Genomic DNA, 23,954 nt, shown 5'->3' on the forward strand with positions numbered 1-23,954 from the left:
GGCTTGGCATGGTCGGTGGCGGCCAGCTCGGCCGCATGTTCTGCTTTGCCGCCCAGGCGATGGGCTATCGCGTCGCCGTGCTCGACCCGGACGAAAGCAGCCCGGCGGGCGCCGTCGCCGACCGCCACCTGCGCGCGGCCTATGACGACGAAGCGTCGCTGACCGAACTCGCGCGGCTGTGCGCGGCGGTGTCGACCGAATTCGAGAACGTGCCGGCCGCGAGCCTCGACTTTCTCGCGAAGACCACCTTCGTGAGTCCGGCGGCCCGCTGCGTTGCCGTGGCTCAGGATCGCATCGCCGAGAAGCGCTTCATTGCGTCGTCGGGCGTGACGGTGGCGCCGCATGTGGTGATCGAGTCGTCGGATGCGCTCGCCGCGCTCGACGACGCCGCACTCGATGCCGTGCTGCCCGGCATTCTCAAAACCGCCCGCATGGGCTACGACGGCAAAGGCCAGATTCGCGTGCGCAACGCGGAGGAAGTGCGCGAGGCGCATGCGTCGCTTGGCGGCCTGCCCTGCGTGCTGGAAAAGCGTCTGCCGCTGAAATTCGAAGTGTCGGCGCTGATCGCGCGCGCGGCGAGCGGCGCGTCGGTGGTCTATCCGCTCGCGCAGAACACGCACCGCGACGGCGTGCTGTCGCACACCATCGTGCCGGCGCCGGACGCGAGTCCGACGCTGGTCCAGCAGGCGCAACAGGCCGCGCTGCAAATCGCCGACAAGCTCGGCTATGTGGGCGTGCTATGCGTCGAGTTCTTCATTCTCGAAGACGGCTCGCTGGTCGCCAACGAAATGGCGCCGCGTCCGCACAACTCGGGCCATTACACGGTCGACGCCTGCGCGACCAGCCAGTTCGAACAGCAGGTGCGCGCGATGACCGGCATGCCGCTCGGCGACACGCGCCAGCATTCGCCGGCGGTGATGCTGAACATCCTCGGCGACGTGTGGTTCCCGGACGGTCCGAAGCGCGCGGCGGTCACACCGCCGTGGCACGAAGTCGCGGCGATGCCGGCTGCGCGTCTGCATCTGTACGGTAAGGAAGAGGCGCGTTGCGGCCGCAAGATGGGTCACGTGAACTTCACGGCGGCGACGCTCGAAGAAGCTCGCACGGCGGGCCGCGATTGTGCGCGGCTGTTGCACATCATCACGGGCTGACGCGAGCGCCATGCCGGATCAACAGAAACCCGCTGAGGACGCCGCCAGCGCATTGCCGGTGAGCGCCGCGCAGATCGAGCACGCGGCAGCGCTGCTCGACGCGGGCGGGCTGGTCGCATTCCCGACGGAGACCGTGTACGGGCTAGGCGGCGACGCCGAAAGTCCGGACGCGGTCGCGCGCATCTATGCGGCGAAGGGCAGGCCGGCCAATCATCCGGTCATCGTGCATCTGGCGCCGCAGGGCGATCCGAATTACTGGGTCGAGCAGTTGCCCGAGCAGGCGCAGCGCCTGATCGACGCATTCTGGCCGGGCCCGCTCACGCTGATCCTGAAGCGTGCCGCGCGAATTCCAGCGGCGGTGAGCGGCGGCCAGGATTCGGTCGGACTGCGCTGTCCGTCGCATCCGGTCGCGCAGGCGTTGCTGGAGGCGTTCAGTGCGTTGCGCGGCGGACATGGCGGCGTGGCCGCGCCGTCGGCGAATCGCTTCGGACATGTGAGCCCGACCACCGCGCAACACGTGCGCGACGAATTCGGCAGCGCGATTCATGTGCTGGACGGCGGCGCGTCGGACGTTGGGATCGAGTCGACCATCGTGGATTTGTCGCGTGGCTTTCCGGCGCTGCTGCGGCCCGGTCGTGTGACACCGCAGGATATCGCCGACGTGCTCGGTGAAGCGCCGCGTTTGCCGGACGGCTCGGATGCGACCGCGCCGCGTGCCTCGGGCACATTGAAGGCGCATTACGCGCCGCGCACGCCGCTGGCCTTGTTGCCGTTCAATGCGCTGGAACCCTTGCTCGCCGCGCGTGAAGCGGGCGAGCGCGTCGCGCTGGTTGCGCGTGCTTCGCGAGCCGGGCATTGGGCCGACGCCGAGGGCGTGCATTTCATCGCCGCCCCTGAAGATCCGCACGTGTACGCGCGCGAGTTGTACGGCTTGCTGCGTGCATTGGATCGCGCGAACGTCACGCGGATTCTGATCGAGAAGCTGCCCGACACGATCGAGTGGATTGCGGTGAATGACCGCCTGGGCCGAGCCGCGGCGGCGTTCGAAGCGCAAGCTTAGCGGCGGGTTTTATCTTTATCTGCATGGGCGCACGCGCAGTGCTGTCGCTCGCGTCCAGCTGAAAACAAGAACGCCCGGCTTGAAACATCAAGCCGGGCGTTCTGTTTTGCGGAAGCTTTTTGCAGACCTACCGCTGCCGCCGTGAGGCGGCAAATCCCCCCTTACTTTCCAAGCCCGCTAGCCGCGATCTGCTGCTGCACGTACTGCGCGAACAACGCGTGCAAGTGCGTGCTCGGGTGGACAGTGTCCGCGAACATGTAGGTCTGGTCGGCGCCGGACACCGTGTAGGTCTGCGGCGAGCAGAACAGCGACGAGCCGAACTGGGCACCGTACTGCTCGGCGGTCAGCCCGTTCGTCGCGCTCGGATTGGCCTTGGCGTAAGCGATGGCGTTGTTCTCCATCGACGTCAGGTTGCACGCCGTGCCCGTATTGGACACCGCGAAGCCGAGCGCCTGATAGTTCGGCAACTGTTCGTCCAGCCACTTGAACGCATCGACGACAATCACCTTGCCCGAACCCACGAGGCCGAGGGTCGTCAGGCTTTGGAGCAGCATGCCGTTATATGCCGCGGTAATCCCGGATAGCAGCGCGGCCGAGCCAGGCGTTTTCGCCTCGGCCGCGACGCCGAGCGGCGCGTTGCCGATGTCCGGCACCGTCGACACCACCACGTGCGCCGCCCCCGAATTGACCATGGTTTGCACTTGCGCGGCGAGCTGCGCGGCAGCCTGCGCGATCTGCGGGTTGGGCAGCGCCTGCAGATAGCCGGCGATGAACATGACCTGGCCTGCCTGCGAGTTCGGCAGCTTGCCCGCCTGCACGAGCAGCGGGTATTGCGTCTGAAGCGCGGCGCCGAGTGCCGTCAGATTGGCGGTGGTCCCTGCGAACTGGAAGATGTCGTTCGCGCCGCCGTTCACCAGCACGAGTTGGTTCGCATTGAAGCTCGTGTGTGCGCCGAGGTAGTTCGCCACCTGAGTCACGACCGGCACCGTCGTAGCCGCCATGTTGTTCGGCGCCCAGCCCTGGCCTTGAGCATTGACGACGTCCGAGCCGCCCTGCGCATAGCCGTAGCCGCCTGCCGCGACCAGCGGCTTGCCGAAGCCGCCGAGGTAGGCCGGCGTCAACGTGTCGCCGTAGTACTCGGCAACCTTTTGCGTCCACACTTCGCCCGGGTTGGTCGTGAAGCGGCCGCCGCCGAAGCTCGACTGAATCACCGGCGCATACGTGCCCACATCCGACAGGCTGTCGCCGAACGACACCACCTGCAGCTTGACGCCGCCTGCCGGCGTGCTGCTGTTCGAGTTGTTGTTGTCGTCGCCGCCACCGCCGCAGGCCGCGAGCAGGGCGAACGCGGCGCTGGCCAGCGCAATCTGCGTGACGCGAATGAATTGATGCTTCTTCGATGTTGTTTGATTCATGTTGACTACATCTCCTCGTATGTGTGGCCCTTGCGCCATGTGTTGCAGGCAGCGTCCATCGCGTCGGCGGCGTGACGACAGCTTACAGAATCTTCTACGGCCTGCGCTGCGTTTGAAACGCGGCCGTATGGGTTGCACTCGCGCCTGACGGCTGGCGCGTGTCCTCGTTCGAATCTATGCCCGGCACAGTCGCACCGGCAGCGCGACGCGCATGATAATCCGCGGCCCACGCGGGCGGCGCGAACAACGCGCGCCACTTGTTGTGCCAGCCGCGCACGCTCGTAAAGTCGGCGGCCATCGACGCCCATTCGTGAAACGTCGCCTTCAGCGGGTTGTACGTGTACAGCGGCTCGACGATGCCGTACACCGGCGTGTGGTGCGGATCTTCGTCGACGTAGCTGCCGAACAGGCGATCCCAGATCACCAGCACACCCGCGTAATTGCGATCGATATAACGGTCGTTGCGCGCGTGATGCACGCGATGGATCGACGGCGTATTGAACACGTATTCGAGCCAGCCGAGCTTGCCGATTGCCTGGGTGTGCACGAAGAACTGGAAGCCGAGATTGATCAGCACGATGGCGACGATCTGCTTCGGCGGAAAGCCGAGCACCGCGAGCGGAATCCAGAACAGCCACATGCCGGCGACCGGATACATCAAACTCTGACGGAACGCGGTCGAGAAATTCATCCGCTCGGACGAGTGATGCACGACATGCGCGGCCCACAGCCAGCGCACCCGGTGGCTGCAACGATGAAACACGTAGTAGAGCAGGTCCTGCGCGACGAACAGCACGACGAACGAGACCCAGCTCGCCTGCCATGTATGGACGCGATAGTGCTCGTAGAAAAACGCGTAGACGGGAATGATCGCGAGCCACGCGAGCTTGTCGGCGGCTTGCTGCATGAGCGCAAGCGCGGCGTTGCAGAACGTGTCGCGCCAGCTATAGATCTGCTCGCCCCGGCGCGTGCGCCGCAGGTGCCAGGCCTCCCAGCCGATACACGCGAGAAAGACCGGCGCCATGGCGAGCAGCAGCAATTCAGCATCGAATTGCATGGTGTCTTCCTCCGTGGTCCCTGACCGCTGCGCTGTGCGCAGCGGGTCGTGTCGTTTTTGTTCGATTGAGCCGCGCTGCGCTTCGGAGCAAGTCTCGTTGAAGACCCTGCCGGGCGCGCTCTTTGTACGACACGCGGAGTGCTGTGCGCGCGCGTCAATCGCTGCCCGACAGCGTACACGCTTAGGGCCTGGACGCGCACCGCTTCGCTAGAAGAATTCCTCAGTGACTCGCGCGCTTGCGCGGGTTTTTCCTGGGCTTGCCGCTCGGTTCGTCGACGGGAGCGGCGACCTTCGTGAAGCCTTGCGACGGTCCCTCGTAGACCCATTCGAGCAACGCGTCATGCGCGGCGCGCGCGGCTTCCGAATGCGGATCGTTGATCAGGCTCACGACCACGTAACTGTTGCCGTCCGCCGACGCGACATAGCCCGCGATCGCGCGCACGTCGCGCAGGGTGCCGGTCTTGATGTGCGCGTTGCCGCCCGCGCCCTGGTTGGTCAGGCGGTTGCGCATCGTGCCGTCGACGCCCGCGATCGGCAGCGACTCCACGAAGACCTGCGCGACCGGGCTCGCATTGGCCCGCTGCAACAGGTCGGCGAGTGCGAGCGCGGTGATGTGCTCATCGCGCGACAGGCCCGAACCGTTCTCGAGCGTCAGGTATTGCATGTCGAGGCTGTCGCGGCGTAGAAACTCCTGCACCGCGCGCGCGGCTTTGGCGGGCGTCGCGGGCGCTTTTTCCTCGGCGGCGCCGATCGTCAGGAACAGATTGCGCGCCATCGTGTTATTGCTGAACTTGTTGATGTCGCGAACGATGTCGGACAGCACCGGCCCCTGGTGCGTGGCGACCAGCTTCGCACCGACGGGCACCGCGCCTTCGCGGGTCGCGCCGCTGAAGGTGCCGCCGGTTTGCTGCCACAGCGCGAGAAAGCCGCCCGCGAAAAACGCCGAGTGGTCGAGCACCGCGACGTTGATCGTGCGCGGGTCGCAACGCATCGAATAGTCGCCGGTGAACGAGGCCACGATGGTGCCGTTCGGCTGCTGAGTGACGGTCGGCGACACCGAGGCCGAGTCGCCACGGCACGGACCGTTGACCGCGCGCAGCTGATTGTCGATCTGCAACTGCGCCAGAGCCGGCAGCACGTCGATCGCGACGCTGCCATCGGGCGACGGCGTCACCGTGAACGACAACGATTTGAACGCGTACAGCAGCGGATCGGGGCCGACGTTGTACGGCGCGGTGGCGTCGTCGTCGAACGGCGCGAGGTCGCGCGTCGACGGATCGAAGTAGCGCTTGTCGAGCACCAGCGCGCCGTCGATGCCGGTGATGCCCGCCTTGTGAATCTTCTGCACCAGGTCGATCAACTCTTCCGGTACGAGCTTCGGATCACCAGTGCCTTGAATGTACAGATTGCCGTGCAGCACGCCGTTGGCGTCGAGCGTGCCGTCCGCGTACGCGCTCGTGCGCCAGCGATAGTCGGGGCCCAGAATCGACAGGCCGGAGTAGGTGGTGACGAGCTTCATCGTCGACGCGGGCATCATCGGCTTGCCGGCGTTCAGCGCGAGGATCGGCGTGCGGTCGCCGACCTTCTCCACGACCACGCTGATCGACGACAGCGGCACGTGCGCGCGCTGCAAGCCGATCATCACGGATGGCGGCAGCACCGTCGTGACGTTGACGCTCGGATGCGCCGCCTTGACGCGTGCCTGCGCGGCCATCGGCAGCGCGGCGGCCGAGCCGAGCACGGCGCACACGAAGAGCCACGCCGACGCGCGCGGCGCAAGCTTGCGCGGCAGGCGGGCGGCAGCGGCAACGGTAGCGGTGGCAACGGAACGGCGCGGACGCAACGCCACGCGGCGTGCGACGGAAGACAGAAAGGCGTGCGTCATGAACGGGTGAAGAGGCAAAATTTCAGGGCGTGGCGCTCACGGCGCATCACGCTGCATGGATTGGTTGCGTGGCGTCGGCGGTCGCGCAAAGACTTCGGCGAATCGACCCATCCGGCATGCACGACGGCGCGCACTTCATGGACCCCAGCCGCGCGACGCAAAGCGCCCATTGTAGTGACATGCCGCCGGGCTGCGGTGACAAAAAAGCATCACGCGCCGCGCAGGGCGGGGTGGGCGCTAGAATGCGGCATCATCAAACGTTTCGGAACGTACAACCATGCGCATCTTGCTAGTCGAAGACGACCGGATGATCGCCGAGGGCGTGCGCAAGGCGCTGCGCGGCGAAGGCTTCGCGGTCGACTGGGTGGAAGACGGCGAGGCGGCGCTGCGTGCGGCGGCCGGGCAACCTTACGATCTCGTGCTGCTCGACCTCGGCCTGCCCAAACGCGACGGTCTCGACGTGTTGCGCACGCTGCGCACGCGCGGCCACGCACTGCCGGTGCTGATCGTCACCGCGCGCGACGCGGTGGCCGAACGCGTCAAAGGCCTCGACGCCGGCGCCGACGATTACCTCGTCAAACCTTTCGATCTCGACGAACTCGGCGCCCGCATGCGCGCGTTGATCCGTCGCCAGTCCGGCCGCAGCGATTCGACGATCCGTCATGGCAACCTGACGCTCGATCCCGCGTCGCATCAGGTCACGCTCGACGGCGCGCCGGTCGCGTTGTCGGCGCGCGAATTCGCGTTGCTGGAAGCGCTGATCGCGCGGCCCGGGGCGGTGCTGTCGAAGAGTCAGCTCGAAGAAAAGATGTACGGCTGGGGCGAGGAGATCGGCAGCAATACTGTCGAGGTCTACATTCACGCGCTGCGCAAGAAGCTCGGTGCGGAGCTGATCAGAAACGTGCGCGGTCTCGGCTACATGATCGCGAAGGACGCCTGAGCCGATGCGTTCGATCCGCCGACAACTGCTGGTCTGGCTGCTGGCGCTGGTATTGCTCGGCGTCGGCATCGCGGGGCGGCTGATTTACCGGCAGGCGCTCGCCGAGGCCAACGAACTGTTCGATTACCAGCTGGAGCAGATCGCCGCGGCGCTGCCGTCCGAACCGTTCTCGCAGGTGCTCGGCTCGCGCGATACCGGCGACGAAGGCATCGTGTTGCAAATCTGGAATCGCAACGGCGTGCTGATGTACTACTCGCGCCCGCGTGCGCCGCTCGCGCCGCGCGCCGAGCTAGGCTTTTCGACCGAACGCACGGAGCGCGGCGAATGGCGCGTGTATGGCGCGATCGTCGGCGATAACGTCGTGCAGCTGGCGCAGCCGCTGTCGGTGCGCAACCGGCTCGCCGCGAATGTGGCGCTGCGCACCTTGTGGCCGCTGATCGTGCTGCTGCCGCTGCTGGGCCTCGCGGTGTGGGTGATCGTCGGACGCGGGCTGATGCCGTTGCGGCGCGTGACGACCGCGCTCGACGCGCGCCGTCCCGAGGCGCTCGATCCGCTGCCGGACCAGCGTCTGCCGCTCGAAGTGCAACCGCTCGTGCGCGCGTTGAACGGGCTGCTCGCGCGGCTTGCCACCGCGCTCGACATTCAGAAAGCGTTCGTCGCCGATGCCGCGCACGAATTGCGCACGCCGCTCGCCGCCGTGCAGATTCAGGCGCAACTGGTCGCGCGCGCGAAAGACGACGCCGCGCGCAATGAAGCGCTGACGGATCTGCAGGCGGGCGTCACGCGCGCCACGCGGCTGGCCGAGCAACTGCTGGCGCTCGCGCGGTCGGAGCCGGACGGCGTCGCCGTCACCGACGCGGTGGATCTGCGCGCGCTGCTGCAGGAGTGCGTGGCGGCTTACGCGCCGCTTGCGTTGAATCGCGGCGTCGATCTGGGCGTCGAGGCGAGCGAAGCGGCCACGGTGATCGGCGATGCCGACGCACTGCGCGTGATGTTCAACAACCTCGTCGACAACGCGACCAAGTACACGCCGCATGGCGGCCGCGTCGACGTCAGCCTGCATGTCGAGGACGGGCATCCGGTGGCGCGGATCGCCGACAGCGGACCGGGGATCGATCCGGCCGATCGCGATCGCGTGTTCGATCGCTTCTACCGCGCCGGCAGCGGCGCGAATCGCGCCCGCACCGACGTGGCCGGCAGCGGGCTCGGCCTCGCGATCGTGCGCCGCATCGTGATGCAACATCACGCGAGCGTGTCGCTCGATGAATCGCCGACGGGCGGTTTGCGAGTCACGGTGCGCTTCTGACAAAGAGCCTTTCGTTTCGCAAAGCGGGCTAAACGAGCCGGAACGTCTCTCGGAAAGGAGCGTTCAGCAATCCGTGCTGCTTAAGTCCCCTTTAAGCGATGCCACGTACGCTCCACGACATCCCAAAAGGCTCTCTCCAGTCAGGAGTACACGATGAACGCGAAAACCTTGTCTCGCAGCGCTGTTGCAGTAGCTGTCGCCGTTGCGCTGTCCGCCGGCTATGTGGCGGGGCATCGCGATGTGCCCGCGCCGCAGGTGATCTCGCCGGCGCAAGCCGCGATGATGCCCGCCGAAGCCGCCGCTAAAACCGGCATCCCCGATTTCTCCGGCCTGGTCGAAACCTACGGGCCGGCCGTCGTCAATATCAGCGCGAAGCACGTGGTCAAGCGAACCGCGTTGCGCGGCAATGGCGGCAATGCCGGCAGCAATCAGTTGCCGATGGATCCGAGCGATCCGCTCTTCCAGTTCTACAAACGCTTCTTCGGGGGCATGCCGGGCATGCAAGGCGGCGATGGCGGCGGCGATGCGCCGGATCAGCCGAGCGCGAGCCTGGGCTCGGGCTTCATCATCAGCAATGACGGCTACATCCTGACCAATGCGCACGTGGTGGACGGCGCCAACGTCGTCACCGTCAAGCTCACCGACAAGCGCGAGTTCAAGGCGAAGGTGGTCGGCGCCGACAAGCAGTCGGACGTCGCCGTGCTGAAGATCGACGCAAGCAATCTGCCGGCCGTGAAGATCGGCGACCCGCGTCAAAGCAAGGTCGGTCAGTGGGTGGTTGCGATCGGTTCGCCCTATGGCTTCGACAACACCGTGACCTCGGGCATCATCAGCGCGAAGTCGCGCTCGCTGCCGAACGAAAACTACACGCCGTTCATCCAGACCGACGTGCCGGTGAATCCGGGCAATTCGGGTGGCCCGCTGTTCAACCTGCAAGGCGAAGTGATCGGCATCAACTCGATGATCTATTCGCAGACGGGCGGTTTCCAGGGCCTGTCGTTCGCGATCCCGATCAATGAAGCGATCAAGGTCAAGGACGATCTCGTCAAGACCGGTCATGTGAACCGAGGCCGCCTCGGCGTCGCGGTGCAAGGTCTGAACCAGACGCTGGCCGATTCGTTCGGCATGCAAAAGCCGCAAGGCGCGCTGGTCAGCTCGGTCGATCCGGGCGGCCCCGCTTCCAAGGGCGGTCTGCAGCCGGGCGACGTGATTCTGTCGTTGAACGGCGATCCGATCAGCGACTCGTCGGATCTGCCGGCGAAGGTTGCGGGTCTCGCGCCGGGCAGCTCGGCCACCGTGCAGGTGTGGCGCGACAAGTCCACCAAGGATCTGAAAGTGACCATCGGCTCATTGGCGGACGGCAAGGTCGCATCGAACAAGGCCGATCAACCGACCCAACTGCAAGGCCGTCTCGGTGTCGCGGTGCGACCGCTGACGCCGGAAGAGAAAAGCGGCGCGTCGGTGTCGCATGGTCTGCTGGTGCAGCAGTCGGGCGGCGCGGCGGAAAGCGCTGGCATCCAGCCGGGCGACGTGATTCTGGCGGTCAATGGCCGGCCGGTCACGAGCGTCGATCAACTGAAGCAGATGATCAGCAGCGCGGGCAATAGCATCGCGTTGTTGATCCAGCGCGACAACGCGCAGATCTTCGTGCCAGTCGATCTCGGCTAGCAGGGAGGACAGCCAGGGTGACCGTCGAGGCGGCAGTTTGACCGACGCATCACCCGACCCGCCGGGCAATTGAAGTAAGGTTTGCCGGTCCTTGCATTTACTGCAACGGACCGGTTTTTTTTGCCTGTGCGAAAGTCATGAACAGGAGCTGGGAAGACCCCGGCGCACCGCCTTAGCGCGGCGGCAGCGATTTCTGGACGGCGCATGCGATCCTTGGCATGCAGGTTGCGTCTGCCTTGATCCGGGCCCATCGCGGGATTCCGGACGATAGGTTCTCAACAAGGAGCGAACCGATGAAAACCCAACGCAAGCAGCGAGGGATCGTAGCCGCTGCGCTTTGCGCAGCGCTCACGCTCGGTCTGACAGGCGGCGCGTATGCACAGCAGGCAAGCGAAGTAACCGGCGGCACCACGACTGACGACACCAGCGCGGGCAACGCCAACGGCGGCGGTCTGCCGCAGATCCAGCAGCAGGGCGACGTGTCGTTCGTGTCGGGCGGCGTCGGTCTCGACGAGTCGAAGGCGCTGCAACAGGCGCAGAACCAGTGGCCGCTGTCGCTGCGCTTCACGGGCCCCGGCTCCGAATTTCTTGCGGACGTCAACGTGCGAATCGTCGATGCGCATAACAACGAAGTGTTGAACACCAGTTCGCGCGGGCCATATATGCTGGTCAAACTGCGCCCCGGCCACTACACGGTGCACGCGCGGTACAAGGACAAGGAGCAATCCAAAGCGGTGACGGTCGCGGGCAACGGCGGCGCCAAATCCGCGTTTTACTGGAACATGAAGTAAGCGGCCCCGGCCTGCGCGCAAGTGCCGCGTTCGCGCCGGGCGCTTAGAAGGAAGCCTGCGCAATCGGCGGAAGATTGGCCGATAATGAAAGCCACGGGCGCACCCGTGGCTTTCCTGTTTGTACGACCGCTTACCATCACGGAGCCGAGACATGAGCGATGCCTTGACACCTCACGGCGACCCCGGCGCGAGCGCTGGCGGCCACACTATTGCAATTCACGGGAACAGTCACCGGGTGCGCGTGATCCACGGCGGTGTAACTATGGCCGATACCCAGGCGGGACTCACGCTCACGGAAACCGGCTTGCCCGACGTGTTCTATTTCCCGCGCGAGCACGTCAACATGGCGCGGCTCGAACGTTCCACGCATACGTCTCACTGCCCGTTCAAGGGCGACGCCTCGTACTTCCATTTGCGCACTGAAGACGGCCTGATCGAAAACGCCGTGTGGAGTTACGAAACGCCGTTCGAGCAAGCCGAGCAGATCAAAGGGTATCTCGCGTTTTATGCATCGCGCGTCGACCGCATCGATCAGACCTCCTGATTTCCGCTGTCGCGCGTTCATAGCAAGAGGCTGTCATGGAGTTGAACGACGCGTTACGGATTCCACTTGCGCCATCCGATGTTTGGGACGCGTTGCAAGATCTCGCGCTGTTGCGCGCCAGCCTCGATAACTGTGAGTCGCTCACGCGTCTCGCGCACGACGAATACGAGTTGATCATGACGGTGCCGCTCGGCCCGTTGCGCGCGCGCTACGAAGCACGCGCCCATGTTGCTGGGCAGGACTCCGGGCCGGCGGATGCGCAGCGCCGCACCATCAACTTCAAGGCGCGCGCCGAGGGCATCGGTGCATTGCGCGGCCAGATCGAGATCCGCTTGCGCGGCGACGAGGTTGTGCACGGCGCGGGCAGGCAACCCAATACGCGGATCGAGTACACGATCTGGGCGACCTCATCGGGACCGCTGGCCGAACTGCCGCCGCGTCAGCTCGAAAACGCACTTCATCAACTGGCGGACGATTTTTTCGCCGAATTCGACGCGGTCGTGCGCGCCAAATACGGAGAAGGCCCGAACCGCGCGCGCGGGGCGGCGGTGCGTCGGCAGCATGTGTTTTTGCGGCCGATCACGTTGGCCGGCATCGCGCGGCGCACGCGCACCGAGCACGCCCACGCCATGTCCGGGCGGGCGGCGGGCGCGTCGCATGGCGTTTCGCATGGTTTGTCGCACGATGTCTCGCGACGCGAACCGGGTGCGCGCGTGATTCCGAACTGGGCTTGGGCTGTGATGATTTTTCTGGTCGCGCTGTTGTTGTATGCGGCGCGCTGGCTCAGCGAGGCGTGACGGTTCGACTGGTGTATGCCGTCCTTCGTATGACGACAAAGCGCGCTGATGTCGCGTCGGCGCGACTACGAAATCACGGTAGGACACTACGAAATGGTGTTGCCCGCTCAGCGCGCCCGCGCGGTTAGGAGGCCGCGCTTCGATCTGCGGTTATCACGTCTTCGGCGCGCGCTACTCTGCGTCTTCACGCGTCGCCACCGCTCTCGACGCGGCACGTCCTCACACGCCGCGAAACTCCCGCCGCCACGCCGATGGCGACGTGCGAAACGCGTCCGCGAAATGTTGCCGCAGCGAAGCCGCAGAGCCAAAACCCGCGATCCCCGCGATCGCTTCCACCGACGCGTCGCTACTCTCCAGCAACTGCTGCGCGCGCGCCAGCCGCTGCGCGAGCAGCCATGCGCCGACCGTCGTGCCGGTGGTGAGCCGGAAGCGTCGCGTGAACGTGCGGCGGCTCATCAACGCGCGCCCGGCGAGCGTGTCGAGTGTATGCGGTAGGTCCAGATGGCCGCTCACCCAGTCGAGCAGGCCTGACAGCCGGTCGCCGCGCGGGTTCGGCGGCATCGGCTGCTGGACGAATTGCGCCTGGCCGCCCTGCCGGTGCGGCGGCACCACCAGCCTGCGCGCCACATAGTTCGCCACCTGCGCGCCGCACATCTTGCGCAGCACGTGCAGGCAGCAGTCGAGGCCGGCGGCGGTCCCGGCTGACGTCATCACGTCGCCGTCGTCGACGTAGAGCACGTCGGGGTCGAGCCGCACGCGCGGGTAGCGCCGAGCGAAGTTGTCGGCCCATGCCCAGTGGGTCGAGGCCGGACGCTCGTCGAGGATGCGGGCGGCGGCCAGCACGAACGCGCCCAGGCACAGCCCGACCAGTTGCGCGCCACGCGCATGGGCGGCGCGCAACGCGTCGAGCAGTGCGGCGGGCGGTGCCTCGTCGGGATCGCGCCAGCTCGGCACGATGATGATGTGCGCGTCGGCGAGTGCTTCGAGGCCGTGCGTGACGGCGATCGAGAAGCCGGCGGTGGTGGTCAGCGCGCCCGTTTCGGCAGCGCAGACGCGGAAGTCGAAGTCCGGAAGCCCGCCGCCGCTGCGATCCTCGCCGAAGACCGCGCACGGCACCGACAGATGGAACGGACTGATGCGGTCGAATGCGACCACGGCTACGATATGGCGGGACGCGCCGTCGCGCGGAGCGGGTGAGGAAGCGGGAGTCGCCATCGATCATCTCCTAATGAGCCGACGATGGCCCGATTCTAGCGAATCTTGTCATTCGGGCCGCTGTCGTGAATGTGGGCGCGGGCGAACAATGCTGTCATCGCGACGCTGCGCCGCAAGATGCCCATGCCGGACCGCAGCGCAGCGCGAGCCTTTCACCGCATCATTCCTTCACCCCGACAGGAGCCTTGCCATGACCACGCCGCGCCGTGCGCTGATCGTCATCGACGTGCAGAACGAATACGTGACCGGCGATTTGCCGATCGAATTTCCCAGTGTTCAGACCTCGCTCGCCAACATCGGCCGCGCGATGGATGCGGCGCGGGCCGCCGGCCTACCCGTGGTGGTCGTGCAGAACTTCGCGCCCGCCACCTCGCCGCTGTTCGCGCGCGGTAGCGCGACGGCGGAGCTGCATCCCGTGGTGAGCTCGCGCCCTCACGATCACTACGTGGAGAAATCGCTGCCGAGCGCGTTCACTGGAACCGATCTGGCCGAGTGGCTCGCCGCGCAGCAAATCGACACGCTCACCGTAACTGGCTACATGACGCACAACTGCGACGCGTCGACCATCAACCACGCCGTTCACGCGGGGCTGGCCGTCGAATTTCTGCACGATGCGACGGGCTCGGTGCCGTATGAGAACGGCGCGGGTTTTGCCAGCGCGGAGGAGATCCATCGGGTTTTCAGCGTAGTGCTGCAATCGCGCTTCGCGGCGGTGGCGAGCACGGACGAGTGGCTCGCGTCGGTGCGGAGCGGGGCGCCGCTTGCGCGCGACAACATCTATACGTCGAATCAGGCCGCACGGGCCCGACGGGCGGTTGCCTAGTGCGGTCGCATGGCTCGGAATCGCTTGATCGGATAACGTGCCCGTCACGCGGCAGTAGCGGCTAGCCCCTATTGCCGCCGGATACGCAGAGCCGCCGCAAGCGAAACGGCCTCAAGAAACTGTCACGCACCGTTAACGAAAGCGGGCGGGTTACTCACCCGCCCGCTTTTTTTCTCTATCCGCCTCGCCCCAGCCTGGCTATCGGACCGTCTGACCGTGCCTGCTACGCTTTCCGTTTGCATAGCGCCGGGCTCAACCGCAGCGCGTCGAAGATGCCCTCGACCAGCTGCTGCGCGTGAGCGCCGAAGTCCGTCGCATCGGGCAGGAACAGCATGTCGCGCAGCGAGCCGCTGACAAACGCATGCACCATCGCCGCCGCCAGTTTCGTATCGAGGTCCGCGGGCACTTGCCCCTTCGAGATGGCGTTGCGCAGACCGCCTTCGATTTTCAGCAATCCCTCGCGCATGTTGGTCTGATAGCGGACCATCACCGGGCCCATTTCCTCGACCAGCTCGCACTTCAGAAACAGGATGTCGAACACGCGCCGGCGGCGCGGATCGTTGGCGGTGTCGCGCAGACAGACTACGCACACCTCCATCAGGCGGCCGAGCGGATCGGGCTCGTTGGGGTCCTGCGACGCGGCTTTGAGTTCGTCCAGCGGCAGCAGCACGCGGTCGAACATTTCGGTGAAGAGATCGCTTTTGTGCGCGAAATGCCAGTAGATGGCGCCGCGCGTGACGCCTGCGGCCTGCGCGATATCCGCGAGCGAGGTGCGCGAAACACCCTTCTCGAAGAAGACGCGTTCCGCTGCATCGAGAATGCTTGTGCGCGTCTCCAACGCCTCTTCTTTGGTTCTTCTGACCATGTGGGTATGACCTGCTGATTGCGGGGGTTTTCCCGAGCCTTTTTAAGTCGGCCCGATGACAATCTGTCTTCTAAAAACCGATTTGGAAGCAAACTTGCGGGCCCCCGGCCCGCAAGAGATATAAATGCACTTTTACATGCATTCGTGAACGTATATATAATAGCACCCCACGATCGGATAGCCCAAGCCGTGACGACCGGTTAATATCCGTCACTGTTGCCTTCAAAACGCTCTTGCGCGTTGCCCCATAGGGCGGCGCCGTGCGGCATTCCCCGGTATGGCGCATTCGCATCACGATGCCCCTGCAGGTGCGATGTGCATCCATGGGCTTCCGGTCAAGCGTCGCAAGACGCATGTGTGCGCTGCGGTCCCCGGGGTAGGGATGCGCGCACTTTTTCATTCTCAGTCTTAGACAGAGGTCGCTCCATGCGCGTCGAACGGGTTCCATTCCGCTTAATCAGTGCCGCGACGGCTGCCGTATTGCTGGCAGCGTGCGGACCAAAACAATCTGCCCCGCCGCCCCAGACGCCCGAAGTCGGCGTCGTCACCGTCCAGCCGACGACCGTGCCGGTCGTCACCGAACTGCCGGGCCGCACCAGTGCCTTCCTCGTCGCGCAAGTGCGCGCACGCGTCGACGGCATCGTGCTGCGCCGCGAGTTCACGGAAGGCAGCCAGGTGAAGGCCGGCCAACGCCTGTACAAGATCGATCCGGCGCCGTACATCGCAACGTTGAACAACGCGAAGGCGACGCTCGCCAAGGCGCAGGCCAACCTCGTGTCGACCACCGCGCAGGCCAACCGCTACAAGGTGCTGGTCGCCGCGAACGCGGTCAGCAAGCAGGACTACGACAACGCGGTCGCCTCGCAAGGCCAGGCCGTGGCCGACGTCGCGGCCGGCAAGGCAGCGGTCGACACCGCGCAGATCAACCTCGGCTACACCGACGTGACCTCGCCGGTGACCGGCCAGATCGGCGTGTCGCAAGTCACGCCGGGCGCATACGTGCAGGCGAGCGCCGCCACGCTGCTCGCGACGGTCCAGCAACTCGATCCGGTCTACGTGGACCTGACCCAATCGAGCCTCGATGGTCTGAAGCTGCGCCGCGAAGTACAGGAAGGGCGCCTGAAGACCAGCGGTCCGGGCGCAGCCCAAGTGTCGCTGATTCTCGAAGACGGCCGCGTCTATTCAGAGAAGGGCAAGCTGCAGTTCACCGACGTCACGGTCGACCAGGGCACCGGTTCGGTCACGGTTCGCGCGATCTTCAAGAACGCGGACAAGGTGCTGCTGCCGGGCATGTTCGTGCGCGCAAAGATCGAGGAAGGCGTGAACCAGAACGCGCTCGTCGTGCCGCAGATCGGCATCACGCATGACCAGAAAGGTCAGCCGACCGCGCTGGTCATCGGCGCCGACAACAAGGTCGAACTGCGTCAGCTGGTCACTTCGGGCACCTTCGGCTCGAACTGGGTGGTCGCAAGCGGCCTGAAGGCCGGCGATCGCGTGATCGTCCAGGGCACCGACAAGGCCCGCCCGGGCCAGCAGGTCAAGCCGGTTGCCGCGCAACTTCCCGCCACCCCCGCTTCCGGTGTCGCCGCCCAAGGCGCGCCGGCCGCCAGCGGTGCTGCCCAGACGGCTCAACCAGCCTCTGCTGCATCGGGCGCGTAATAACAGGGAGCCCGCCTCATGGCAAAGTTCTTCATTGATCGCCCGATTTTTGCATGGGTGATCGCCATTATTCTGATGCTCGCGGGTCTCGCGTCGGTCTTCACGTTGCCGATCGCGCAATACCCGACGATCGCACCGCCGGCCGTGCAGATCAGCGCAACGTACCCGGGCGCATCGGCGAAGACGGTGGAAAACACCGTCACGCAGGTGATCGAGCAGCAGATGAGTGGTCTCGACCACTTGCTGTACCTGGCGTCCACGTCGGACGACTCGGGTACGGCAACCATCACGCTGACGTTCGCGGCCGGCACCAATCCTGACATCGCGCAGGTGCAGGTGCAGAACAAGCTGCAGCTCGCCACGCCGCTGCTGCCGCAAGCCGTGCAGCAGTTGGGCACCAAGGTCACGAAGTCGAGCAGCAGCTTCCTGCTGGTCATGGCGTTCGTGTCCGAAGACGGCAGCATGAGCAAGTACGACCTGGCGAACTACGTCGCGTCGAACATTCAGGATCCGGTCAGCCGTATCGACGGTGTGGGCACGGTGACGCTGTTCGGCTCGCAGTACGCGATGCGGATCTGGCTCGACGCGAACAAGCTGAACAACTTCGGCCTGACGCCGGTCGACGTGCAAACCGCGTTGCAGGCGCAAAACGTTCAGGTTGCCGGCGGTTCGCTCGGCGGCACGCCGTCGGTGCCGGGTCAGGTGCTGCAGGCCACCATCACGCAGGCCACGCTGCTCAATACGCCTGAACAGTTCGGCAACATTCTGCTGAAGGTGAACCCGGACGGCTCGCAGGTGCGTCTGCGCGACGTGTCGCACATCGAACTCGGTGGCGAAAACTACAACTTCGACACCAAGTACAACGGCCAGCCTACAGCGGGCTTCGGTATTCAGCTCGCCACCGGCGCGAACGCGCTGGCTACCGCGAAGGCGGTGCGCGCGAAGATCGCCGAACTGTCGAAGTACTTCCCGCATGGTCTGGTGGTCCAGTATCCGTACGACACCACGCCGTTCGTGCGTCTGTCGATCGAGGAAGTGGTCAAGACGCTGCTCGAAGGTATCGTGCTGGTGTTCCTGGTCATGTACCTGTTCCTGCAGAATCTGCGTGCCACGCTGATCCCGACGATCGCCGTGCCGGTGGTGCTGCTGGGCACGTTCGCGGTGATGGGGCTGGTGGGCTTCTCGATCAACACGCTGTCGATGTTCGGGCTCGTGCTGGCGATCGGCTTGCTGGTTGACGATGCGATCGTGGTGGTGGAAAACGTCGAGCGGGTGATGCAGGAGGAGGGCTTATCGCCTCGCGACGCCACCCGCAAGGCGATGGACCAGATCACCGGCGCACTGGTCGGCGTGGCGCTCGTGCTGTCGGCGGTGTTCGTGCCGGTGGCGTTCTCGGGCGGTTCGGTCGGCGCGATTTACCGGCAGTTCTCGCTGACTATCGTCGCGGCGATGGTGCTGTCCGTGCTGGTCGCGTTGATTCTGACGCCGGCTTTGTGCGCGACGATCCTCAAGCCGATTCCGCAAGGTCATCACGAAAAGACCACCGGCTTCTTCGGCTGGTTCAACCGCACGTTCAACAAGAGCCGCGACAAGTATCACTCAGGCGTGCACCACGTGATCAAGCGCTCGGGCCGTTGGCTGATCATCTACATGGTGGTGATCTTCGCGGTCGGCCTGCTGTTCGTGAAATTGCCGAAGTCGTTCCTGCCTGACGAGGACCAGGGCACGATGTTCGTGCTCGTGCAGACGCCGTCGGGGTCAACGCAGGAAACCACGGCGCGCGCGCTGAAGGACGTGTCCGACTATCTGCTGAACGACGAGAAGTCCATCGTCGAATCGACCTTCACGGTGAACGGCTTCAGCTTCGCCGGTCGCGGTCAGAACGCGGGTCTCGTGTTCGTACGGATGAGGGACTACGCGCAGCGCCAGCACTCGGATCAAAAGGTGCAGGCGCTGGTGGGCCGTCTCTACATGCACTTCGCCGGCTACAAGACCGCGGTGGTGTTCCCGGTCAATCCGCCGTCGATTCCTGAACTCGGTACGGCTGCGGGCTTCGACTTCCAGTTGCAGGATCGCGCGGGTATCGGCCATGAAAAGCTGATGGAAGCGCGCAACATGCTGCTGGGTCTCGCGGCGAAAGATCCGACGCTGGCCCAGGTGCGTCCGAACGGCCTGAACGATACGCCGCAGTTCCGCGTGAACATCGATCGGGAGAAGGCGCAGGCGCTCGGCGTATCCGTGTCCGACATCGACCAGACGTTCTCGATTGCCTGGGCATCGGCGTACGTGAACAACTTCCTCGATACCGACGGCCGGATCAAGAAGGTCTATCTGCAAGGCGACGCGCCTTTCCGGATGAAACCGGAAGACGTGAGTGCCTGGTTCGTGCGCAACAGCGCGGGCGCGATGGTGCCGTTCTCCGCGTTCGCGAGTACCGAGTGGGCGTTCGGCTCGCCGAAGCTGGAGCGCTACAACGGTATCTCGTCGGTGGAAATCCAGGGCGCGGCCGCGCCGGGCAAGTCGACCGGTCAGGCAATGACGGCGATGGAAGCACTCGTCGCGAAGCTGCCGGCGGGCGTCGGCTACGAGTGGACGGGTCTGTCGCTGCAGGAGCGCCAGTCGGGTTCGCAGGCGCCGATTCTGTACGGCATCTCGATCCTTGTCGTGTTCCTGTGTCTCGCGGCGCTGTATGAAAGCTGGTCGATCCCGTTCTCGGTGATCATGGTGGTGCCGCTCGGCGTGATCGGCGCACTGCTGGCCGCTACGCTGCGCGGGCTCGAGAACGACGTGTTCTTCCAGGTGGGTCTGTTGACCACGGTCGGGTTGTCGGCGAAGAACGCGATTCTGATCGTGGAATTCGCCCGCGAGCTGCAACAGAGTGAAGGCATGGGGCCGATCGAGGCCGCGCTGGAAGCGGCGCGTCTGCGGTTGCGTCCGATTCTGATGACGTCGCTCGCGTTCATTCTCGGCGTGATGCCGCTCGCGATCAGCAACGGCGCGGGTTCGGCGAGCCAGCACGCAATCGGTACCGGCGTGATCGGCGGGATGTTGACGGCGACCTTCCTCGCGATCTTCATGATCCCGATGTTCTTCGTCGTGATCCGCGCGAAGTTCGGCGGCGAGAAGGAAGATCCGGACGAGGCGCTCGCACACTACGAACAGCACCATCCGCACGATTCGCAAGGCGGCGGTTCGGCTGCGTCGACGGATGAAGGCTCGGGCAAGGACGGACATTGAGATGCAAAAACATTCTCTGATTGCAGTGGCGGTTGCGTTGTTCGCCGCGGGTTGCACGATGGCGCCGCGGTACCAGCGCCCCGATGCGCCCGTGACGGCAACCTTCCCGACCGGTGGCGTGTACGACACGCAGCCGGGCGCGACCAAGCCGGGCGCGCCCGATTCTGGTTCCACCAGCGCGCGCAGCGCCAGCGGCCAGGCGGCCGCCGACATCGGCTGGCGAGATTTCTTCGTCGATCCGCGCATGCAGCGGCTGATCGAAATCGCGCTGAAGAACAATCGCGATCTGCGCGTGTCGGTGTTGAACATGCAGGCGTCGCAGGCGCAGTACCGGATCGTGCGCGCCGGTCTGTTCCCGACGCTTGACGCGGCGGCTTCCGGCACCCGTTCGCGCACGCCGCGCGACCTGTCGTTCACCGACCAGCTGATTACGTCGTCGTATTCGGTGGGTCTGAACGCGTCGTGGGAAATCGACTTCTTCGGGCGCATCCAAAGCCTGAAGGATCAGGCGTTGGCGACCTACCTGGGCACGGCTCAGGCGCGCAAGGCGGCGGAAATCGCGCTCGTCTCGCAAGTGGCTAACCAGTACCTGACGGTGCTCGAACTGGACGATCTGCTGAAGGTCACACAGAACACGCTGAAGACGGCGGACGAGTCGTACCGGATCAACAAGGTTCAGTTCGATACCGGTACGGGTTCGGAACTCGATCTGCGGCAGGCGCAAACGGTGGTCGAGGTGGCGAAGGCGAATCTGCAGGCGCAGATGCGTCTGCGGGCGCAGGCTGAAAACGCGCTGGTGCTGCTGCTCGGCGAGTCGATCCCCGCCGATCTGCCGCCGGGATTGACGTTGGACAACCAGAATCTGCTGACGGATATTCCGGCTGGGCTGCCGTCCGATCTGCTGACGCGTCGTCCGGACATCATGGAGGCCGAGGAGAATCTGTTGGCGGCCAACGCGAATATCGGCGCGGCGCGCGCGGCGTTCTTCCCGCAAGTCACGCTGACCGGCAGCGTCGGCACGCTGAGCCCGACACTGGGCGGGCTGTTCAAGGCGGGTTCGGCGGCATGGAGTTTTGCGCCGTCGATTACGGTGCCGATCTTCCAGGGCGGCGAGCTCAAGGCCAGCCTCGACGTCGCCAACATCCAGAAGAACGTCCAGATCGCCACGTATGAAAAGGCGATCCAGACGGCCTTCCGCGAAGTGGCGGACGCACTGGCGGCGCGCGGCACCTACGACCAGCAGATTGAAGCGCTGGAGCGCGATACGTCGGCTGAACAACGCCGGCTGGATCTGTCGAACCTGCGATATGCGAACGGTGTCGACGGCTATCTGGCGGTGCTGACCGCACAGACCGCGCTGTACCAGTCGCAGCAGTCGCTCGTGACCGCGCGCATGGAACGCCTGCAGAATCTGGTCACGCTGTATCAGTCGCTCGGCGGCGGCTGGATCGAGCATACCGGCGAGCAGCCGCGTCCGGCCGATGCGCCGGTCGACTACGGCGCGGCCAGTGCGCCGGTGGCGGCTTCGGCGCCGAGCGCGGGTTGAATCGGTTGATCGGTTGAGCTTCGCGTCAGCGCGTGTGTGGGGCGGCTTCTGATTCAGGGAGCCGCTTCACGCAGCGGAACAAAACAAAACGCCACGGCAATGCCGTGGCGTTTTTGTTTTTGCGGCCCTTGCGGCAGCCGCAACCGCAGCGGCCACAGCAACATCCGTCACCGCAACGCACGACTCAGCAGCAGTCGTTACCCTCAGTGCACATCCACCGTGCGCAGCATCTCATCGCCTTGCGGTTCGCTGCCCCCACGGCCATCGAAGTCGTGCCCGGCGCGACGAATCTCGCACTTCGCTTTCTTCTCGCTCTTCACGCCGTTGAAGATCAGATTCAGCACCACCGCCGACACCGACGCCAGCAGAATCCCGCTATGCAACAGCGGCGACAGCGCGGGCGGCAGCTTCGAGAAGAAGTGCGGCGACACCACCGGCACCAGACCCAGCCCGATACTCACCGCGACGATGAACAGGTTGTGCGGGTTCTTCACGAAGTTGACTTTCGACAGCACCTTGATGCCGTTCGCCGCGACCATGCCGAACATCACGATGCCCGCGCCGCCCAGCACGAACGCCGGCACCGACGCGACCACCTGCGCCATCTTCGGGAACAGGCCGAGCAGTACCAGGATCACGCCGCCCATCGCGCAGACGAAGCGGCTCTTGACACCGGTGACGCCGATCAACCCGACGTTCTGCGAAAACGACGTATGCGGAAACGAGTTGAAGATGCCGCCGATCAGCGTGCCCAGCCCGTCGACGCGCAGCCCGCGCACCAGCGTCTTCTGATCGACCGGCCGATCGACCATGTCGCCGACCGCGAGGAACATGCCGGTCGATTCGATGAAGGTGACGAACATCACCGTGACCATCGTCGCGATCGACAGCGGATCGAAGTGCGGCAGGCCGAAGTGGAACGGCATCACGAAGCCGACCCACGGCGCGAGCGTGACGCCTTCCATGTTGACGCGGCCGAGCGCCAGCGCGATCACGAAGCCCGCGACGATGCCGAGCAGCACCGAGATGTTCGCGAGGAAGCCGCGCGCGAATTTGTTGATCAAGAGGATCAGCATCAGCACGACGAGCGACAGGCCCAGATAAACCGGATTGCCGTAATCGGGATTGCCCACGCCGCCGGCGGCCCAGTTGATGCCCACTTCCATCAGCGACAGACCGATCACCGAGATCACCACGCCGATCACCACCGGCGGGAAGAAGCGCAGCAGCTTGCCGACCGCGGGCGCGAGCAGGATGCCGACCACGCCGGCCGCGATCGTCGACCCGAAGATGTCGAGAATGCCAAGCGAGGGATTGGTGCCGATCGCGACCATCGGCCCGACCGCCGCGAACGTGCAGCCCATGATGACCGGCAGACGGATGCCGAAGATCCACAGACCGAGCGTCTGGATCAACGTCGCGATGCCGCACGAAAACAGATCGGCGCTGATGAGGAAGGCGATCTGGTCCTTCGGCAGCTTGAGCGCCGCGCCGACGATCAGCGGCACCGCGACGGCGCCGGCGTACATCACCAGAACGTGCTGAATGCCGAGCGTGAGCAACTGGCCTGCGGGCAGTCGCTCGTCGCACGGGTGAACCGTGTTCGGTTGCATATCGTCTGTCTCCACCATCTGTTTTGGGATGGCTCCAAGGTATCGGGGACGAAAAGGTGCAACAAGACCGCTGGGGCCTATTCCGGCATTCCCGGTGACGATATGCGGGTGCGTCGTTTGAAAGGCGAATGGAAGGCGCATGGGTGACCCAACGGCGGGCAGCCCTTTGCAGCGGCGCTGCGAAGCCACTTGCCGCCGATGCCCGATGCGCGGGGATATATGTGAGAATCAATGAGGTGTATCGCGCCTTGCGCATAGTCCTGTTTCCGTGCGGCTCGCAACGTGGCGGGGTTAACCCGCGATTCGGGTTTTTCAGCGAGCGTTGGGCGCGCGTCCGAAGCTGTGCGGCGGTGACGACAGATAGGCTCGATGACGTAACCCG

Annotated in this window: 18 protein-coding genes; 12 read left to right on the top strand and 6 right to left on the bottom strand. The window is 65.1% G+C overall.

The window, feature by feature from the left end; translation table 11 throughout:
- The coding region (locus tag BGI01S_RS01060; RefSeq protein ID WP_042322526.1) for a 5-(carboxyamino)imidazole ribonucleotide synthase at positions 1-1,151 on the top strand (1,151 nt) is incomplete at its 5' end.
- Between the two features lie 10 nt (positions 1,152-1,161).
- Positions 1,162-2,211, top strand: coding sequence for an L-threonylcarbamoyladenylate synthase (locus BGI01S_RS01065; protein ID WP_042321236.1), 1,050 nt, complete (start codon positions 1,162-1,164; stop codon positions 2,209-2,211).
- 161 nt (positions 2,212-2,372) lie between these two features.
- Here BGI01S_RS01065 and BGI01S_RS01070 read toward each other — a convergent pair whose 3' ends face one another.
- From BGI01S_RS01070 to dacB, 3 genes are all read right to left on the bottom strand, one after another.
- On the bottom strand, positions 2,373-3,626 hold the full coding sequence (locus tag BGI01S_RS01070; protein WP_042321238.1) for an SGNH/GDSL hydrolase family protein: 1,254 nt from the start codon (positions 3,624-3,626) through the stop codon (positions 2,373-2,375).
- 94 nt (positions 3,627-3,720) lie between these two features.
- The gene (locus tag BGI01S_RS01075; RefSeq protein ID WP_042321241.1) at positions 3,721-4,683 is read right to left on the bottom strand and encodes a sterol desaturase family protein; all 963 of its coding nucleotides are present in this window, start codon (positions 4,681-4,683) and stop codon (positions 3,721-3,723) included.
- 220 nt (positions 4,684-4,903) lie between these two features.
- The gene (gene dacB / locus BGI01S_RS01080; RefSeq protein WP_042321243.1) at positions 4,904-6,568 is read right to left on the bottom strand and encodes a D-alanyl-D-alanine carboxypeptidase/D-alanyl-D-alanine endopeptidase; all 1,665 of its coding nucleotides are present in this window, start codon (positions 6,566-6,568) and stop codon (positions 4,904-4,906) included.
- A 277-nt stretch (positions 6,569-6,845) separates the two neighbouring features.
- Between dacB and BGI01S_RS01085 the strand changes: the two genes are divergently transcribed.
- The 6 genes from BGI01S_RS01085 to BGI01S_RS01110 all read left to right on the top strand — a co-directional run bounded on the left by BGI01S_RS01085 (position 6,846) and on the right by BGI01S_RS01110 (position 12,614).
- Complete coding sequence (locus BGI01S_RS01085; protein WP_042321246.1) at positions 6,846-7,508, top strand: response regulator; 663 nt, start codon at positions 6,846-6,848, stop codon at positions 7,506-7,508.
- 4 nt (positions 7,509-7,512) lie between these two features.
- Positions 7,513-8,814, top strand: coding sequence for an ATP-binding protein (locus BGI01S_RS01090; RefSeq protein ID WP_042321249.1), 1,302 nt, complete (start codon positions 7,513-7,515; stop codon positions 8,812-8,814).
- Between the two features lie 153 nt (positions 8,815-8,967).
- A complete protein-coding gene (locus tag BGI01S_RS01095; protein WP_042321251.1) occupies positions 8,968-10,482 on the top strand; it encodes a DegQ family serine endoprotease in 1,515 nt (504 codons plus the stop codon).
- A gap of 293 nt (positions 10,483-10,775) precedes the next feature.
- Complete coding sequence (locus BGI01S_RS01100; RefSeq protein ID WP_042321254.1) at positions 10,776-11,273, top strand: hypothetical protein; 498 nt, start codon at positions 10,776-10,778, stop codon at positions 11,271-11,273.
- 151 nt (positions 11,274-11,424) lie between these two features.
- Positions 11,425-11,817, top strand: a complete 393-nt coding sequence (locus tag BGI01S_RS01105; protein WP_042321256.1) for a DUF427 domain-containing protein — start codon at positions 11,425-11,427, stop codon at positions 11,815-11,817.
- A 35-nt stretch (positions 11,818-11,852) separates the two neighbouring features.
- Positions 11,853-12,614 (top strand): CoxG family protein, encoded by a 762-nt coding sequence (locus BGI01S_RS01110; RefSeq protein WP_042321259.1) that lies wholly within the window; start codon positions 11,853-11,855, stop codon positions 12,612-12,614.
- Positions 12,615-12,833: 219 nt separating this feature from the next.
- Here BGI01S_RS01110 and BGI01S_RS01115 read toward each other — a convergent pair whose 3' ends face one another.
- The gene (locus tag BGI01S_RS01115) at positions 12,834-13,829 is read right to left on the bottom strand and encodes a helix-turn-helix domain-containing protein (protein ID WP_042321262.1); all 996 of its coding nucleotides are present in this window, start codon (positions 13,827-13,829) and stop codon (positions 12,834-12,836) included.
- A gap of 190 nt (positions 13,830-14,019) precedes the next feature.
- On the opposite strand from BGI01S_RS01115, the gene BGI01S_RS01120 reads away from it, so the two are divergent.
- A complete protein-coding gene (locus tag BGI01S_RS01120) occupies positions 14,020-14,652 on the top strand; it encodes a cysteine hydrolase family protein (RefSeq protein ID WP_042321265.1) in 633 nt (210 codons plus the stop codon).
- A 223-nt stretch (positions 14,653-14,875) separates the two neighbouring features.
- Here BGI01S_RS01120 and BGI01S_RS01125 read toward each other — a convergent pair whose 3' ends face one another.
- Positions 14,876-15,517: a TetR family transcriptional regulator gene (locus BGI01S_RS01125; RefSeq protein WP_042321267.1), complete on the bottom strand. Its 642-nt coding sequence runs from the start codon at positions 15,515-15,517 to the stop codon at positions 14,876-14,878.
- Between the two features lie 426 nt (positions 15,518-15,943).
- Between BGI01S_RS01125 and BGI01S_RS01130 the strand changes: the two genes are divergently transcribed.
- Genes BGI01S_RS01130 through BGI01S_RS01140 form a run of 3 tightly spaced genes read left to right on the top strand, consistent with a single transcriptional unit; the run spans position 15,944 to position 21,959 of the window.
- A complete protein-coding gene (locus BGI01S_RS01130) occupies positions 15,944-17,176 on the top strand; it encodes an efflux RND transporter periplasmic adaptor subunit (protein WP_042321268.1) in 1,233 nt (410 codons plus the stop codon).
- An 18-nt stretch (positions 17,177-17,194) separates the two neighbouring features.
- On the top strand, positions 17,195-20,413 hold the full coding sequence (locus tag BGI01S_RS01135) for an efflux RND transporter permease subunit (protein ID WP_042321270.1): 3,219 nt from the start codon (positions 17,195-17,197) through the stop codon (positions 20,411-20,413).
- Between the two features lies 1 nt (position 20,414).
- Positions 20,415-21,959: an efflux transporter outer membrane subunit gene (locus tag BGI01S_RS01140; RefSeq protein WP_042321274.1), complete on the top strand. Its 1,545-nt coding sequence runs from the start codon at positions 20,415-20,417 to the stop codon at positions 21,957-21,959.
- Between the two features lie 203 nt (positions 21,960-22,162).
- Here the strand turns inward: BGI01S_RS01140 and BGI01S_RS01145 are convergent, their stop codons facing one another.
- The gene (locus tag BGI01S_RS01145; protein WP_042321276.1) at positions 22,163-23,572 is read right to left on the bottom strand and encodes a nucleobase:cation symporter-2 family protein; all 1,410 of its coding nucleotides are present in this window, start codon (positions 23,570-23,572) and stop codon (positions 22,163-22,165) included.
- Positions 23,573-23,954 lie beyond the last annotated feature (382 nt).

The sequence above is a fragment of the Paraburkholderia ginsengisoli NBRC 100965 genome (assembly GCF_000739735.1).
In the GTDB taxonomy this organism is placed as follows: Bacteria; Pseudomonadota; Gammaproteobacteria; order Burkholderiales; family Burkholderiaceae; genus Paraburkholderia; species Paraburkholderia ginsengisoli.

What these genes read in the sequence shown, in the direction of transcription:
- BGI01S_RS01070 (WP_042321238.1), bottom strand. Translation starts at nt 3,626, where the DNA reads ATGAATCAAACAACATCGAAGAAGCATCAATTCATTCGCGTCACGCAG.
- BGI01S_RS01130 (WP_042321268.1), top strand. Translation starts at nt 15,944, where the DNA reads ATGCGCGTCGAACGGGTTCCATTCCGCTTAATCAGTGCCGCGACGGCT.
- BGI01S_RS01075 (WP_042321241.1), bottom strand. Translation starts at nt 4,683, where the DNA reads ATGCAATTCGATGCTGAATTGCTGCTGCTCGCCATGGCGCCGGTCTTT.
- BGI01S_RS01105 (WP_042321256.1), top strand. Translation starts at nt 11,425, where the DNA reads ATGAGCGATGCCTTGACACCTCACGGCGACCCCGGCGCGAGCGCTGGC.
- BGI01S_RS01110 (WP_042321259.1), top strand. Translation starts at nt 11,853, where the DNA reads ATGGAGTTGAACGACGCGTTACGGATTCCACTTGCGCCATCCGATGTT.
- BGI01S_RS01065 (WP_042321236.1), top strand. Translation starts at nt 1,162, where the DNA reads ATGCCGGATCAACAGAAACCCGCTGAGGACGCCGCCAGCGCATTGCCG.
- BGI01S_RS01145 (WP_042321276.1), bottom strand. Translation starts at nt 23,572, where the DNA reads ATGCAACCGAACACGGTTCACCCGTGCGACGAGCGACTGCCCGCAGGC.
- BGI01S_RS01085 (WP_042321246.1), top strand. Translation starts at nt 6,846, where the DNA reads ATGCGCATCTTGCTAGTCGAAGACGACCGGATGATCGCCGAGGGCGTG.
- BGI01S_RS01135 (WP_042321270.1), top strand. Translation starts at nt 17,195, where the DNA reads ATGGCAAAGTTCTTCATTGATCGCCCGATTTTTGCATGGGTGATCGCC.
- BGI01S_RS01125 (WP_042321267.1), bottom strand. Translation starts at nt 15,517, where the DNA reads ATGGTCAGAAGAACCAAAGAAGAGGCGTTGGAGACGCGCACAAGCATT.
- BGI01S_RS01100 (WP_042321254.1), top strand. Translation starts at nt 10,776, where the DNA reads ATGAAAACCCAACGCAAGCAGCGAGGGATCGTAGCCGCTGCGCTTTGC.
- BGI01S_RS01120 (WP_042321265.1), top strand. Translation starts at nt 14,020, where the DNA reads ATGACCACGCCGCGCCGTGCGCTGATCGTCATCGACGTGCAGAACGAA.
- BGI01S_RS01090 (WP_042321249.1), top strand. Translation starts at nt 7,513, where the DNA reads ATGCGTTCGATCCGCCGACAACTGCTGGTCTGGCTGCTGGCGCTGGTA.
- BGI01S_RS01115 (WP_042321262.1), bottom strand. Translation starts at nt 13,829, where the DNA reads ATGGCGACTCCCGCTTCCTCACCCGCTCCGCGCGACGGCGCGTCCCGC.
- dacB (WP_042321243.1), bottom strand. Translation starts at nt 6,568, where the DNA reads ATGACGCACGCCTTTCTGTCTTCCGTCGCACGCCGCGTGGCGTTGCGT.
- BGI01S_RS01140 (WP_042321274.1), top strand. Translation starts at nt 20,415, where the DNA reads ATGCAAAAACATTCTCTGATTGCAGTGGCGGTTGCGTTGTTCGCCGCG.
- BGI01S_RS01095 (WP_042321251.1), top strand. Translation starts at nt 8,968, where the DNA reads ATGAACGCGAAAACCTTGTCTCGCAGCGCTGTTGCAGTAGCTGTCGCC.